The 14,699-nt window shown below is 63.0% G+C and carries 11 protein-coding genes; 6 read left to right on the top strand and 5 right to left on the bottom strand.

Annotated elements, in window-relative coordinates:
• Window positions 1-127: 127 nt before the first annotated feature.
• The gene (locus KUW18_RS19055) at window positions 128-1,630 is read left to right on the top strand and encodes a GGDEF domain-containing protein (RefSeq protein ID WP_261396813.1); all 1,503 of its coding nucleotides are present in this window, start codon (window positions 128-130) and stop codon (window positions 1,628-1,630) included.
• Window positions 1,631-1,632: 2 nt separating this feature from the next.
• Here the strand turns inward: KUW18_RS19055 and KUW18_RS19060 are convergent, their stop codons facing one another.
• Window positions 1,633-2,043, bottom strand: coding sequence for an SRPBCC family protein (locus KUW18_RS19060; RefSeq protein ID WP_222484614.1), 411 nt, complete (start codon window positions 2,041-2,043; stop codon window positions 1,633-1,635).
• 208 nt (window positions 2,044-2,251) lie between these two features.
• A complete protein-coding gene (gene yegQ, locus KUW18_RS19065; protein ID WP_222562141.1) occupies window positions 2,252-3,604 on the bottom strand; it encodes a tRNA 5-hydroxyuridine modification protein YegQ in 1,353 nt (450 codons plus the stop codon).
• Window positions 3,605-4,057: 453 nt separating this feature from the next.
• Here yegQ and queC point away from each other — a divergent pair, with 453 nt between their 5' ends.
• Genes queC through KUW18_RS19085 form a run of 4 tightly spaced genes read left to right on the top strand, consistent with a single transcriptional unit; the run spans window position 4,058 to window position 6,588 of the window.
• Window positions 4,058-4,774, top strand: coding sequence for a 7-cyano-7-deazaguanine synthase QueC (gene queC / locus KUW18_RS19070; RefSeq protein ID WP_222562142.1), 717 nt, complete (start codon window positions 4,058-4,060; stop codon window positions 4,772-4,774).
• Window positions 4,767-5,417 (top strand): 7-carboxy-7-deazaguanine synthase, encoded by a 651-nt coding sequence (gene queE, locus KUW18_RS19075; RefSeq protein ID WP_222562143.1) that lies wholly within the window; start codon window positions 4,767-4,769, stop codon window positions 5,415-5,417. The genes queC and queE overlap by 8 nt, the downstream gene beginning before the upstream one ends.
• Entirely contained in the window at window positions 5,417-6,256 is an 840-nt protein-coding gene (locus KUW18_RS19080) for a 6-carboxytetrahydropterin synthase (RefSeq protein ID WP_222562144.1), read from the top strand. Before queE ends, KUW18_RS19080 begins: the two co-directional genes overlap by 1 nt.
• Window positions 6,257-6,264: 8 nt before the next feature.
• Window positions 6,265-6,588 carry a YkgJ family cysteine cluster protein gene (locus KUW18_RS19085; protein ID WP_222239423.1) on the top strand — a complete coding sequence of 108 codons (324 nt, stop codon included), beginning with the start codon at window positions 6,265-6,267 and terminating at the stop codon, window positions 6,586-6,588.
• 174 nt (window positions 6,589-6,762) lie between these two features.
• Here the strand turns inward: KUW18_RS19085 and KUW18_RS19090 are convergent, their stop codons facing one another.
• The 3 genes from KUW18_RS19090 to KUW18_RS19100 are packed head-to-tail and all read right to left on the bottom strand — an operon-like array spanning window position 6,763 to window position 11,848.
• On the bottom strand, window positions 6,763-10,674 hold the full coding sequence (locus KUW18_RS19090) for an AAA family ATPase (RefSeq protein WP_222562145.1): 3,912 nt from the start codon (window positions 10,672-10,674) through the stop codon (window positions 6,763-6,765).
• Window positions 10,675-10,706: 32 nt separating this feature from the next.
• On the bottom strand, window positions 10,707-11,339 hold the full coding sequence (locus tag KUW18_RS19095; protein WP_206938204.1) for a tRNA-(ms[2]io[6]A)-hydroxylase: 633 nt from the start codon (window positions 11,337-11,339) through the stop codon (window positions 10,707-10,709).
• Between the two features lie 26 nt (window positions 11,340-11,365).
• Window positions 11,366-11,848: a DUF1289 domain-containing protein gene (locus KUW18_RS19100; RefSeq protein ID WP_224852017.1), complete on the bottom strand. Its 483-nt coding sequence runs from the start codon at window positions 11,846-11,848 to the stop codon at window positions 11,366-11,368.
• A 202-nt stretch (window positions 11,849-12,050) separates the two neighbouring features.
• Between KUW18_RS19100 and acnB the strand changes: the two genes are divergently transcribed.
• Window positions 12,051-14,654 (top strand): bifunctional aconitate hydratase 2/2-methylisocitrate dehydratase, encoded by a 2,604-nt coding sequence (gene acnB, locus KUW18_RS19105; RefSeq protein WP_206938202.1) that lies wholly within the window; start codon window positions 12,051-12,053, stop codon window positions 14,652-14,654.
• Window positions 14,655-14,699 lie beyond the last annotated feature (45 nt).

A 14,699-nucleotide genomic window follows, 5' to 3' on the forward strand; every position in this document is an offset into this window, starting at 1 on the left:
GGACAGCGATGGCGGTCATGGAACTGCCATCATCTGTCATTCATCCCAAAGGCACTGCTCCCGCAGAAGGGGCATGCCTGGGTGGTACTATCCCCTTCAACGAACTTGACTCGGCGCCCCTGTGAGCATGCTTTCTCCGGATATCGAAGCACGACTTGAAACTGCACAGCGACTGCCGTCGCTCCCCTCCGTCGTGGGTGAACTGCTGACATTGGCCAACGATCATGACGCCCCACTGACAGATTTTGTCGAGCTTGTCGCCAAGGACCCGGCCCTGTGCCTGCAGCTGCTCAAGCTGGCCAATTGTCCGTACTACCGCCGGGGCGGCAAACCACTAAGCTGTCATGCCGACGCCGTGGCGCGACTGGGTATCGATGGCACCCTGACCGCCCTGCTCGGCTTCACGCTGATTCGTGACGCCGTCCGCGGCCCCTTGAAGGACTACTGGCGCCAGACCCTGGCAACGACCCATCTGACCCGCGCCATTGCCACAGTGCTGCGGCCGGAACATGTCACGGAACTGACCACCCAGGCACTGCTTCAGGACATCGGGGTGCTGGTCCTGCACGGAGTCGATCCTGGCTATTTTGCGCTGATCGCCGAGGCCGACGAAAAGGGCCAGCGCCAGTCCATCGAGCGCGCGGCACTGGGCTGCACCCGCGAGCAGGCCTCACGCTGGCTGGTCGAACGCTGGCAGCTGCCCCACGCCGTGCTAGCAAGGCTCGAGGAAGATGTCGATAACGAGATGACGACCCATTGGCTGGACGTCTGCTGCCTGCGCCTGGCCAATGACCTATCCCGTCATTGCCTGGCAGGCGATAGCGCGGCGATCGATGCCAGTCTGCACCGATTCAGGCTGACCACGGGCCTGGCCGATGAGACGCAGCTGGTGCTGACCCGCCAGCTCGACGACGCCATGGGCACCCTCCCCGGCTTCCTGGCCGCACTGTTGTCACCAGAAGAGGACATTGAACGCCTGCTGCTCGCCGGGAAGCAGCAGCTGCATGGACTGACGCTCCACCTGGTCGAACAGCTGCATCATCGTGAAACCCAGCTGACCGCGCTCAAGCGTGACAACGAGGCCCTGGACGTAAAGGCGACCACGGATGCGCTGACGGGACTTGCCAACCGAGCCGCCCTGGAACAGCGCCTCGGCACCATGCTGCATGAGGCCTACTCCACGAATCGTCCACTGTCGCTTCTGTTTATCGATCTTGATCACTTCAAGCAGCTGAATGACCAGTATGGCCACCGCATCGGCGATATCGTGCTGGTCAACGTAGCCGCCACGCTGCGCGATGCCGTCAGGGCCAACGACCTTGCCGCGCGCTACGGTGGCGAAGAGTTCGTGATCGCCCTCGCAGGCACGCCAGCGTCCGGCGCACTTGAGGTCGCACGACGCATCGAGCAATGGCTGGCCCGACAACCGATGGCCAGCGTGGAACAGCGGCCGCTGCAGGTCACCGCATCGATCGGCGTGGCGCAGTGGCTACCCGAGATGCCGCGCACCGATGCAGCGGCTCTGATCGCCGCAGCCGACAAGCAGATGTACGGTGCCAAGGCATCAGGGCGCGCCCGCATCCAGCACGACAGCGAGGCCAGCGACCAGGGGGTCGAGGAACAGATCTGACGTCACAGGCGAGCCTCGACACGCTCGAGGATCTGGGCGCTGACCTTGCTGACCAGCGGCTTGGCGGCTCGGTTGACCGCCTTCTCGAGAAGGCGATTGCGTATCCGATAGTCGATGGTCAGGCTGACCCGGGTGCCCTCTTCCACGCGCTCAAGGTCATAGCGCCCTTCATTGCTGACCCCATCGACCGATTGCCACGCCAGCCGGTACGGTGCCGACTTCTCGGTCACCTGCACATCGAAGGTCCAGTCCATCGCCACCGCGTGAACGTGCCAGCGGTAACGATCATCTCCCAAGGCTTCGATCGAGGTGATCAGGTCGGAGTAGTCGGCGAAGTCCTCGACGTTCTCGAGCAGGGCGAACACCCGCTCCGGTGGCGCGGCGAGAACAGCGCTATGTTCAATGGTGGCCATGGCAGCATCCTGAGCCAGAAAGTCCCGGCGCCCGCTCAACCCGTGGCGCCACTTGAGCCCGAGGCTTTGTCCGAAAAGTCGACGTGCGAAGGTTAGACAAGGCAAAAAACGGTGAGAAAGCGCAGTTTACGAGGTGTAAATTAGCATTTTAAGTTGATTTTTAACGCCGTATCACCAAGCGCAGGCACTTTTCGTACAAGCCCCAGCATCAGGGTTGTACGTCTTCCTGTAAAGGTACGGCGCCCTGGCGAGCAGCGGGAAGAGCCCTCATCAGCAGCCCAAAGCCAAGAGCCTCCTGGCTGCGCGCCGCAGCGCTCAATGACTCGCCCTCCAACGCCAGGCGCACGCGGTGCCCGTCGCCAGGCGCCACCTCCAGGGGACGACCGCTGGACGACATCATGGCCTTGAGGGTAAAGCGCCGATTGCCGGTCGGCAGCATCAACTCCACCCCATCCCCGACTTCGAAGCGGTTCTTGACGGCCACCTCGAGCCACCCTTCACGCTCCATGCCCAGCACCTCTCCCACAAACTGCTGGTGCACGCCAATCGAGTGCCCACGCTCGTAGTTCTGGTACTCGTCGTGCACGTGACGGCGGTAGAAGCCTTCTGTATAGCCGCGATTGGCGAGGTTCTCGAGCTCATCCATCAGTCGCCTGTCGAACGGCCGTCCCGCCACGGCATCGTCGATGGCACGACGATAGACCTGGGCGGTGCGGGCAACGTAGTAGGGAGACTTGGTGCGCCCTTCGATCTTCAGCGAGCTGACGCCCATCTCGACTAGCCTTGCCACGTGCTGGACCGCTCTCAAGTCCTTGGAATTCATGATGTAGCTGCCGTGCTCGTCCTCATGGACCGGCATCAGCTCCCCCGAGCGCTGCGGGTCCTCGATCAACACCGACGGTTGAGCGCTGGTCGGCACCAGGTCGCCACAGTCATCCGTGGTGGCCGCGTGTGTCTGGTACTGCCAGCGGCAGGCGTTGGTGCAGGTCCCCTGGTTGGGGTCTCGACGATTGAAGTAACCGGACAACAGGCAGCGGCCTGAGTAGGCGATGCACAGCGCCCCGTGAACAAAGGTCTCGATGTCGAGACTCGGACACTCGGCGCGAATCTCGGCGATTTCCTCGAGGGACAGCTCCCGTGACAGGATGATCCGGGATATCCCCTGGGCCTGCCAGAACCGGGCCGCCGCGTGGTTGACCACGTTGGCCTGCACCGACAGGTGGATGGGCTGTTCGGGCCAGCGCTCCCGCACCATCATGATCAGGCCTGGATCGGACATGATCAGCGCGTCGGGTGACGCCTCGAAAATCGGCGCCATGTCATCGAGGTAGGTTCGCAGCTTGGCGTTATGCGGGGCGATGTTGGACGCCACGTAAAAGCGTTTGCCCCGGCTGCGGGCGTGTTCGATACCACGCAGCAGATTATCCAAGCCAAAGTCGTTGTTGCGCACCCGCAGCGAATAGCGGGGCTGGCCCGCGTAGACCGCATCCGCACCGTAGGCAAAGGCGAAACGCATATGGCGATAGGTGCCGGCCGGGGACAGCAGTTCAGGGGCATGCATGGTGGCGATTCTCATCAGGGGTGATGGTCAAGGCAACACGGCGGTGCGTATGTCTAGCCAGGCCTGGCTGGACATCCTGCTTCCTTCTAAAGCTCAGACACCACAGCTCAGACGCCGCAGCTTAGACATCACAGCTCAGACACCGCAGTGCGGGCCTGGCAGCATGCCATGCCAGGGAACGTGCGATATTGACGAGGCGCAAATGATCGGCATCAAAGGTGCCTGGCCTTGTTCCCCACCTTTCGGTACCCTATGCGGCGCCACAGGCAAGCGCTGGCGAGAGAATGCTCCAGCGCCGGCGTGTCTCGCTGACACTTGAGCCGCCTATGCACCTAAGCATTTAAGCCACTCAAGTCAGGCAGCGACATTGCCATGGCATCTAGCCGGACCGGACCCCGGCCCCTGGCGACAGCGAGTCGCCTCCCCCAAATTCTCCGACTCGAGATATTCAGCATGAGCCCTACTCCCGCCACCACCGTGGTGATCTACTCCGGTGGCATGGATTCCTATACCGTTCTTCATCGCGCCCTTCGCGAGGGCCTCAAGGTACATGCCCTGTCCTTCGACTACGGGCAGCGTCACGCCCGTGAACTCGAGGTGGCGCGGCAGGTGTGCCAGGAATTGAAGATTCCCCATCAAGTGGTCGACATCACCGCCATCCACGGCTTGATCGACAACTCCGCCTTGACCAATGCGGCCCGCGCCATGCCCGACGGGGACTACGCCGAGGACAACCTGAGTGCCACGGTGGTCCCGAACCGCAATATGGTGCTGCTTTCACTGGCCATCGCCAAGGCGGTGAATATTGGCGCCAGCCGCGTGGACTACGGGGCTCATGGTGGTGATCACGTGCTCTACCCCGACTGTCGCCCGGAATTCGTGCACAAGATGAACGACGTGGCCGCCATCGCCAACTTCTCCCCGGTGGCCATACATGCGCCCTACCTCAATGCCAGCAAGAGCGACATCCTCGCCGATGGGCTTGCCATGGGCCTGGACTACCGCCACACCTGGACCTGCTACGAGGGACGCCCACTGGCCTGTGGCCGCTGTGGCAGCTGCCGTGAGCGCCTCGCCGCCTTCGCGGCCCAGGGCGTCACGGATCCACTAGCCTATGCTGCTGTAGCAGAAGACGCCCAACCGGCGGTTGGAGCCACGCAGGATGTATAGCGTCAAGGAAGCCTTCTATACCTTGCAGGGCGAAGGCGTACAGGCCGGGCGGGCTAGCGTGTTCTGTCGCTTTACTGGCTGCAACCTGTGGTCCGGTCGTGAGCAGGACCGCGCGAGCGCACAGTGCCACTTCTGCGATACCGATTTCGTTGGCACGGACGGTCAGAACGGTGGGAAATTTTCCACTGCAGAGGCGCTGACCGCTCACCTCGCCTCACTCTGGCCCCACAGCGATTCCCGAGTCATTCCCTACGTGGTGTTTACCGGAGGGGAGCCCTTGCTGCAGCTCGACACACCGCTGATCGAGGCCATGCACAGGGCGGGCTTCGAGATCGGCGTCGAAACCAACGGCACGCTTCCGGCCCCGGCGGGCATCGACTGGCTGTGCGTCAGTCCCAAGGGCGCCGCCCCGCTGGCGCAGCGCCATGGTGACGAGCTGAAGCTGGTCTTTCCCCAGGCCGAGGCGCCGCCGGAGGCCTTTGAAGCGATGCAGTTCGATCACTTTCTGCTGCAGCCAATGGACACCTCGCTGGTCGCCAGCGATGCGCCTGCCACGCCACTGCAAGCCACCGTCGCCCACTGCATGGCTCATCCACGCTGGCGGCTGTCGCTGCAAACCCACAAGATCGCAGGAATCGACTGATGGCACTCTTTGTACGACGACTGACGCACCTCGACGTGTCGCTGTGGTGCCCGGACCGTGGTCTGATCGGGGCCAGCTGGCAAGTGGATGCCACCCTCGACGGTGAATTGGGTGAGGATGGCATGCTGTTCGACTTCGGCGAGGTCAAACCATGGATCAAGTCGCGCCTTGATGGCGGTGCCGACCATACACTGCTGGTGCCTACGCAAGCTCCCGGGGTAGAGGTCAGTGAGTGCCGTGAGGGGCTGTGTGTGCGTACCTCATCGCCCTACCCCATGGAAGTCCGCGGCCCGCGACAGGCGTTTACCCTGTTGCCCTGGCCACGAATCACCAAGGCTGCCATGGCCGAGCATCTGTCGCGCCAACTGCTGCGCCATCCGCCAGAGCGGGTCGAGCACATCGAGCTATGCCTGAGCGACGAGTCGATTGACGGCGCGGCCTATACCTATAGCCACGGCCTCAGGCGCCACGCCGGGAACTGTCAGCGCATTGCCCACGGCCATCGTTCGCGGCTCGAGATCATCCAGCGCGGCAGTCGCCAGCCTGGACTTGAGGAGCACTATGCACGCTGGCTGGATGACAGCTACCTGGTGGACGAGCATGACTTGGTCTGCGTAGAAGGTGACGCCCTGGTCAGCGCCTATCAGGCACCCCAGGGGCGCTTCCAACTGCGGCTGCCCCGGGAACGCTGCCGCTGCCTGCCTGGCGCGACCACCGTCGAACGAATCGCCATGTGGCTGGCCAAACACGTTGCACGGGACACGGGTATTGATACCTGGGTGCGCGCCTACGAGGGCGTGGACAAGGGTGCCACCGCCACGGCCAAGGCCCCCCACTGATCATGACGATGAGGTCCACGGACAAGCTGATTGCCGTCGCCGCGGCGGCATCACCAGCGACAGAAGCCCAGGCATCTGGCCACCTCGGCTGTCGGCCGGGGTGTGGCGCCTGTTGCATCGCCCCGTCGATCAGCTCGCCGATACCGGGCATGCCTGAGGGAAAACCGGCCGGCGTGCGCTGCGTCCAGCTCGACAACGATCACCTGTGCAAGCTGTTTGGTTCGCCCGAACGCCCAGCGGTATGCGCACGCTTCGACTTCGATGCCGACCTCTGCGGAACCCATCGCGATGAAGCGCTTGATCGCATCACGGCTCTGGAGCAGATGACGTGAGCAGCACCCCCTCCGCCACACTACAGGACGACTCACGCCCTGCTCTATAACGACAAGACCCCAACAGGTTAGCCTGTCGGGGTCTTGGCCACTGGGCCCTGCTACTGGGGCCCTTGAGACGTTTCGAAAAAAGCGTCACGGCCCTCCAGAACACTAACGCTCGTGATGGGCAGATCAGGCTCCGCTAGTCTGCGATACTCGCCGATCCAGCAAGGCGCGCCAGCGAATCAGCACCGGGGCATCGCTCAGCGAGACCTGGGCCAACAGCTGACGGAACTCATCGTGGGCGGCATCATCATTGCCGTCGACGTGGCTCAACCAGAGTTCCAGCGCACAGAGCTGCTGATGCAGGTTGCCGTCGCGCTTGGCCTGCTGTCTCGCCAGCTCGGCCAAGGTACGCACCGAGTCGAGATCACGGCCGATCTGGCGCCTGACCCGCGCCAACTGAATGGCCAGCTCCGGCACGAACAGGGTCGCGCGTTCTCTAGCCAGCAGCAGGCACTGGTCGAGATAGTCCTCGGCCTGTTCCAGTTCACCCATGGCCAGGCAGGCATCCACATACCAGAAGTTGGGACGCTGGCAGGGATCTCGCCCTGTGATCTCGGCCAGTTCCTCGTGGGCGGCCTGAAGCTGTTGCAGGCCGTCACGGCTGCCCGCCAGCGCACGCTGCCAGCCAACCACCGCCCGCGAGGACACCTGCCACAGGTGCAGATCGGAGCTTCCGGTCAACTCGAACGCGCGCTGCGCGCGATGGGCGGCCTCGTGCACATGGCCCAGCTGGCGGTACAAGGCGGCGGCGTACATCAGTGCCATCGCCAGGCTACCGGGGTGATGAATCTCTTCCGCCAGTCGGATCGCCGATTCCACGTGTCGCTCAGCCCGCTGATAGTCACCCCGCAGGCACAGCGTCCAGCCCTGGAAGCAGGCCGCCGCCACCTGAGGATGATCGGAGAACGGCAGCCACTCGATCATCATCGGGTTATTGAGCGGATCCAGTTCCTCGAGGTGGTCATAGGCCTGACGAATGCGCCCCGCCCAGTACTCGCAATTGGCGCCGGCGTAGTCTGCCAGCCGCTGATAGCGGGGATCCTCCAGCCGCACCGCCAGATCGTTCAGACGTGACGCCAGCAGGAAGGCATCGGCATGGGCGTTGCGCTGACTGCAGCCCACCCATAGCCCCCACTTGACCAGGAAGGCCTGCTCGAGATCGTCCTCGTCCTCAAGATCCTTGGTGCACTCGGTCAGAAGCTCCCTGGCCTTGACGAAACTCTCGTGGGCAGTGGGAGAACCGTGACCCTCCAGTGCAAAGGCGGCTTGACCTCGGACCGTCAGCAGGCTGATTTCTCGCTCGGCCTGTCGTTCGACCTGACGCAGGCTCGCGAGTCCCGCATCGGCCATCTTCAGTGCCGTGCGATTGGCGCTGACCTTGAGGGCCTCACGTGCCGCCAGTTCAAAGTAGCGAGCCCCCCGCGCGTAATGTCCGCTGCGCCGCAAGTGCATCGCGAAATCGCCGGGGTGGCGGCTGATCCACATAGGGAAGCGTTCTTCGATCAACTGCACGACGCGGCGATGCATGTCGACTCGCACATCCCGGGGACAGGATAGATAGGCGGCTTCGTGGAGCAGCTGATGGGTAAACTGATACTGCTTTGCGCCCGCTTCACCGTCAGCGATCTCGATGATCTCCAGCCGGCGCATTTCCTCCAGCGCCTTGCCCAGACGATCGGGCTCCCAACCGCTGCATTCGGCCAGAAAGTCGAAACGGAAGTTACGCCCCAGCACGGCGGCCACGTGGGCAACTTCACGATCCACGTCCAGCTGGTCGATCCGGCTGGTCAGAAGGCCCAGCAACCCGTGGGGAAGCTCATCTAGCTGAACGCTACGGCCTTCACGTCGATCCATATCGAGGCGGCGGCAGATCTCCTGCAGATACAGCGGCACCCCATCACAGCGCTCGATGATCTGACCTCGCAAGCGCGGTGACAGGTGCAGCCGATAACGTCGAGCCAGCTGGGTCAGCAGCCGCGACGACTGCATCGCATCAAGACGGCCCAGCGTGATCTGCTGGTCCCAGTGCAGGCGAGTCGGGAGTGACTCACGTCCGTGATGACTGGCGATCAACAGCAGCGGGCAGTTGATCGGAAGGCGAGCCTGCAGTCCGGCCAGCACCTTGAAGGAGGGCTCGTCGACCCATTGCAGGTCATCGATCATCAGGACCAGCGGCCGATCCTGAGACAGCTCGAGCACCAGGCCGTGCAACAGGGAGACGACGGCTTCCACCGCCTCGCTGCTCTTGGCCAGCAAGGTGCTCTCCTGGGCATCCCGGATGCCCATGGCCTCTTCCAGCCATTGCCGGTCGTTGTCGTCAAGTTCACCCAGCCCCAGGCGCTCGACCAGTCCGCTTAACCCCTCGGCATCGAGCTCCCCACCTAGGTGCCAGCGCAGCAGCTGACGCGCCACTCCATAGGGTTCCTGAACCGACATGCGGGTATTTGGCTGCCAGCAGATCGTCGCGTCACGGCTCTGCTCCAGGTGACGGAAACCTACCAGCAGGGCCGACTTTCCGAGACCGGATGGCCCTTTGACCAGCACGCTCTGGCGCAGGCCAATGCCTGCCCTCGCCAGGGCATCACGCAACATGCGCAGCGCATTCTCACGGCCCACCAGGCTGGGTGGCATGGCGTCGCGCCCGCCTTCGTTGCTGCCCAGCACCAGCGCCCGCAGGCGCACCCGGCCATCGCTGGCGACCAACCGAGAAAACAACCGAGGCTGGAGGTCCAGTGCAGGCGGCATGTGCTGACTGGCCTCCTGGGAGATGACCAGCTCGCTGCCCTCGGCGGCACTCATCAAATTCAGTGCCCCCTGGGTCACCTGGCCAAGCGGATCTACCAGATGACGTGCTGGAAGGTATACCACTTGGCCACTGTTCAACCCGGCGGCCAGCTCGATGGTCGGTACACTGCCCTCGCCCGTCCAATGGCGCTGGCATTCTTCATCCAGCAGCCGACGGCAGTGCTCGTACAGCGCAACCAGTTCAGCCAGCTGGTGGGCCGGGCCATGGGTACCGAAACAGGCAAGCCCCAGGCCGCCGGTCGCACCGGGCAGCCAGAACCCACCCAGGTGATGACATTGCTTTTCCAGCCAGCGCATCAGCTCGATCTGCAGCGTCAGGCAGGCACGGGTCTCCGCGCGGCTGCCCATGTCGCCTTGCAGGCTCAGGCGGATTGCCATGACGGACAGCTGACGATGCTCGACTTCGTCTTCACTGAGAGGTGGACTGTCCACGGACAAGGTGCGTGAGAACGCTCCCTTGGGCGACAGCGAACCACTATCGGCCTGGCTGTCTGACCAATAGGCGGCCAGCTGCAGGAAGCCGGGGTCAGGCTGCTGGCCGGACAGCGCCAGCAGCTGCAGGAAGCTGTTGTACTGCTCGTGAGCGGCCGCCATCTGACCCTGCTCGGCCAGCTGGCGAACCAGTCGCTCGTGAAACGGTGCGTAGCCTGAGAAACGGCTGACCAGATCCTGCAGCAGTTGATCAGGCGCTTCGCCCTCCTGGTCCAGCACGTCTTCAGCAAAGCGGATGACGCGCTGACGCCACTCGTTACGCACCTGAATCAGCCAGCGCTGAAAGTCAGGACAGGCAGGTAGCTGCAGCTCTTCGACAAGATCTCCGCGATACAGCTCAAGAATCGTCTTGAGGGTGTCGATATCGCGCTTGCCCTCGAGCAAACGCTGCAAGCCATGTACATCGAAGCCCCACTGGGACGGCAGCTGGAAGGCAATGGTCTGGCGCGACACGGTCAGCACCTTGTCGGCCTCATCCCCCAGAGACTGTCTCAGGCAGTGCAGTGCATGACGCAGATTGGTCCTGCCTGATGACAGGCCCTGATCGGGCCACAGCAGTTCTGCCAGTGTGGCGCGGTTGACCGGCTGCTGATGCAGCAGCAGATACACCAGTAATGCCTTGACCTTGTCGTAGCTGAATTGAACGAGGACATCGTCTCCCAGGCTCAGGGAAAAGTGCCCGAAGAGTGCCAGGTGATCCTGGTCGATTATCTGGGAAGCATCGTGTTGGGCGTCCCGCATGATGGTGTCCCTGCGTGGCGATGCACTCGGCGTCAGGCCGGTACACCGCTGTGAAAACGAAAGGCGACGTCCGGGGTCGTCACTAGTTGCTCTTCGCGGGCCTTGAACTCCGCAATACGCGTTTCTATCGGCGCGTCGGTCAGCTGGCGGGCCAGACTGATGTAATCCTCGAAGTGACGTCCCTCCGACTTAACCAGACCTCGGTAGAACTTGGCAAGCTCCTCATCAAGATGCGGAATCAGTCGTGCGAACCGTTCACAGCTGCGCGCTTCGATCAAGGCACCCACGATCAGTATATCTACAAGCCTATCAGGCTCATCTTTTCTGACCAGTTCTCTGAGCCCCTCAGCGTAGCGCGAAGCACTGAGGTGACGGTATTCAATGCCTCTCGTCTTCATGATCTTGACCACCTGCTCGAAGTGCAGGAGTTCCTCCCGCGCCAGCTGCGACATCTTGGTCAGCAGATCGGTGTGATCGACATAACGGTACATCAGGCTCATGGCGGTCGAGGCCGCCTTCTTCTCGCATTGAGCGTGATCGATCAACAGCAGGGTTTCGTTATCGAGGGCCCATTGAACCCATGATGCAGGCGTCTCACAGGGCAGAAACTCGAGAAGTTCGACAGGCAAGGAGGCGTCATGCTCGGTGCTGACAGGACTGTTCATGCAGAAAACATCCAGTAGTGGGCAGGTCAGCGACCTGCCTGGGAATCGCGCTGACGACGGGAAGCGGCGGCGCCATTCAAGGCGTCGCTCAGCGCTGCGTACAACTCGGCCGCCGACGCAGGCGCGCCGGGGCGCGGACTGAGGCCATAGGCGTCGAGCACGCCAATGCGCTCTCGACCGACGCGTAACAGCTCGACGGCGCGGGACAACGCCGGCTGTGACGCACGAAAACGGATGCGATGTCGACGCATCTGCTGCTCGAGCCGGGCTTCATCGAATACGTCGATCAGCACCGACGCTTGCTGCTGGCGCAAGGCATCGAGTTCGTTCATGCGCCGCTGACGTTCCTCTGCGGGCATGGCAAACCAGTCGCGAATTTCGTCGCGATGGCGCTGACAGCCTCGACAAACGTCATCCCCCAGCGTGGTGGAACATAGCCCGACGCAAGGAGACAGCACTGCTCCCGTCATTGATGCACCGCCTGTTCCCGTCTCTTGAATCGGCGACATGGTAACGCCTGCACCGCCGAGACACACCCCTGAACTGGCTCGGCAATGCCCTCGGCGACCAAAGTTCAAAGGCCGTTATGGGGGGCTCGCTTAACATTGTCGACAGTTTATTCTAGAATCCCGGCCACCGTTGACAGCGTGTCCCTCACGCTCGGCTCAGTCCGCCGGAGCGTGACCACCATAAACCAATGAGGGCCCCCACGTGCTTGAAGCCTATCGCCAACATGTCGAAGAGCGTGCCCAGGAAGGCATCCCTGCCAAGCCGCTGAATGCCGAGCAGGTCGCCGAACTGGTCGAACTGCTGAAGGCGCCGCCCGCCGGCGAAGAAGAAGCGGTCCTCGATCTGCTGACCAATCGCGTGCCTCCCGGCGTCGATGAAGCAGCCTACGTCAAGGCCGGCTTCCTGACCGCCATTACCAAGGGCGAGGCCACGTCTCCGCTCATCGACAAGGTCCATGCGGTCAAGCTGCTGGGCACCATGCAGGGCGGCTATAACATTGCCACCCTGGTGGAACTGCTCGACAACCCAGAGCTGGCCAAGGAAGCGGGTGAGCAGCTCAAGCACACTCTGCTGATGTTCGATGCCTTCCACGACGTCGCTGACCGCGCCAAGGCCGGCAACGACGTCGCCAAGGACGTCATGCAGTCCTGGGCCGATGCCGAATGGTTCCTGTCCAAGCCCGCCCTGGCCGACAAGATCACCCTGGCAGTGTTCAAGGTGCCCGGCGAGACCAACACCGACGACCTGTCGCCGGCTCCGGACGCCTGGTCACGCCCGGACATTCCGCTGCACGCCAATGCCATGCTCAAGAACGAGCGTGAAGGCATCGAGCCGGAAGTCCCCGGTACCAAAGGCCCGATGGCCCAGATCGAAGCGGTCAAGGCCAAGGGCTTCCCGGTCGCTTACGTCGGCGATGTCGTCGGCACCGGCTCCTCGCGCAAGTCCGCCACCAACTCCGTGCTGTGGTTCTTTGGTGACGACATTCCCAACGTGCCCAACAAGCGCGCTGGTGGCTTCTGCTTCGGCGGCAAGATTGCTCCCATCTTCTTCAACACCATGGAAGATGCCGGTGCCCTGCCCGTCGAAATGGACGTCTCCAAGATGGAGATGGGTGATGTCATCGACGTCTACCCCTATGAAGGCAAGGTCTGCCGTCACGACACCGACGAAGTGATCTCCACCTTCGAGCTGAAGACCCAGGTCATCCTCGACGAAGTCCGCGCTGGCGGCCGTATTCCGCTGATCATTGGTCGCGGACTCACCGACAACGCGCGCAAGGCGCTGGGCCTGGATCAGTCGGACGTCTTCCGCCTGCCCGAGCAGCCCAAGGACACCGGCAAGGGCTTCACCCTGGCCCAGAAGATGGTCGGCAAGGCCTGCGGCATGGACGGCGTGCGTCCGGGCATGTATTGCGAGCCGAAGATGACCACCGTTGGCTCCCAGGACACCACCGGGCCGATGACCCGTGACGAGCTCAAGGACCTGGCCTGCCTCGGCTTCCAGGCCGACCTGGTGATGCAGTCATTCTGTCACACCAGTGCCTATCCCAAGCCGGTAGACGTGGAAACTCACCACACCCTGCCCGACTTCATCATGAACCGTGGCGGCGTCTCCCTGCGTCCCGGCGACGGCATCATCCACTCCTGGTTGAACCGCATGCTGCTGCCGGACACTGTCGGCACCGGCGGCGACTCCCACACCCGTTTCCCGATGGGCATCTCGTTCCCCGCGGGTTCTGGTCTGGTCGCCTTTGCCGCCGCCACCGGCGTCATGCCGCTGGACATGCCGGAGTCGATTCTGGTTCGCTTCAAGGGTAAGCGCCAGCCCGGCGTGACCCTGCGTGATCTGGTCCACGCGATCCCTTACTACGCGATCCAGCAGGGCCTGCTGACCGTCGAGAAGTCCGGCAAGAAGAACGCCTTCTCTGGCCGCGTGCTGGAAATCGAAGGCCTCGAGGAGCTTACCGTCGAGCAGGCCTTCGAGCTGTCCGACGCCAGTGCCGAGCGCTCCGCTGCAGGCTGCACCATCACCCTGTCCGAGGATTCGGTCAGCGAGTACCTGAAGTCGAACATCACTCTGCTCAAGTGGATGATTGCCAACGGCTACGGCGACAAGCGCACCATCGAGCGCCGTATCCTGGCCATGGAAGAGTGGCTGGCCAACCCGAGCCTGATGCGCGCCGACGCCGACGCCGAGTACGCCGAGGTCATCGAGATCGACCTGGAGCAGCTCAAGGAGCCGGTGCTGTGTGCCCCCAACGACCCGGACGATGCGCGCCTGCTGTCCGAAGTGGCTGGCCAGAGCATCGATGAGGTGTTCATCGGTTCGTGCATGACCAACATTGGTCACTTCCGTGCCGCCGGCAAGCTGCTCGAGAAGCAGCCCGCAGGCAGCCTGAAGACCAAGCTGTGGCTCGCTCCGCCGACCAAGATGGACCAGCACCAGCTGACCGAGGAAGGCTACTACGGCATCTATGGCCGCGCTGGCGCCCGCATGGAAATGCCCGGCTGCTCGCTGTGCATGGGTAACCAGGCGCGTGTTGCCGCCAAGAGCACGGTGGTGTCCACCTCCACCCGTAACTTCCCCAACCGCCTGGGCGACGGCGCCGACGTCTTCCTGGCCTCCGCCGAACTGGCCGCGGTGGCGGCGGTGGAAGGCCGCTTGCCGAGCGTCGACGAGTACCGTCGCTACATGGGTGAGTTCGATGCCATGGCGGGTGAAATCTACCGCTACATGAACTTCCATGAAATCGAGGAATATCAGAAAGCCGCCTCGAACGTGATTCCGGTCGCCCAGGAGGCCTGAGTCACACCCTGATCAGGCACGCCGCCTGTCAGTAATGAAGCGCCC

This window comes from Halomonas sp. DP5Y7-2, assembly GCF_019802025.1.
GTDB classification, from domain to species: Bacteria; Pseudomonadota; Gammaproteobacteria; order Pseudomonadales; family Halomonadaceae; genus Halomonas; species Halomonas litopenaei_A.

Excerpts from the sequence above, each read along its gene's own strand:
- KUW18_RS19055 (WP_261396813.1), top strand. The coding sequence starts at position 128 with ATGCTTTCTCCGGATATCGAAGCACGACTTGAAACTGCACAGCGACTG.
- KUW18_RS19060 (WP_222484614.1), bottom strand. The coding sequence starts at position 2,043 with ATGGCCACCATTGAACATAGCGCTGTTCTCGCCGCGCCACCGGAGCGG.
- yegQ (WP_222562141.1), bottom strand. The coding sequence starts at position 3,604 with ATGCATGCCCCTGAACTGCTGTCCCCGGCCGGCACCTATCGCCATATG.
- queC (WP_222562142.1), top strand. The coding sequence starts at position 4,058 with ATGAGCCCTACTCCCGCCACCACCGTGGTGATCTACTCCGGTGGCATG.
- queE (WP_222562143.1), top strand. The coding sequence starts at position 4,767 with ATGTATAGCGTCAAGGAAGCCTTCTATACCTTGCAGGGCGAAGGCGTA.
- KUW18_RS19080 (WP_222562144.1), top strand. The coding sequence starts at position 5,417 with ATGGCACTCTTTGTACGACGACTGACGCACCTCGACGTGTCGCTGTGG.
- KUW18_RS19085 (WP_222239423.1), top strand. The coding sequence starts at position 6,265 with ATGAGGTCCACGGACAAGCTGATTGCCGTCGCCGCGGCGGCATCACCA.
- KUW18_RS19090 (WP_222562145.1), bottom strand. The coding sequence starts at position 10,674 with ATGCGGGACGCCCAACACGATGCTTCCCAGATAATCGACCAGGATCAC.
- KUW18_RS19095 (WP_206938204.1), bottom strand. The coding sequence starts at position 11,339 with ATGAACAGTCCTGTCAGCACCGAGCATGACGCCTCCTTGCCTGTCGAA.
- KUW18_RS19100 (WP_224852017.1), bottom strand. The coding sequence starts at position 11,848 with ATGTCGCCGATTCAAGAGACGGGAACAGGCGGTGCATCAATGACGGGA.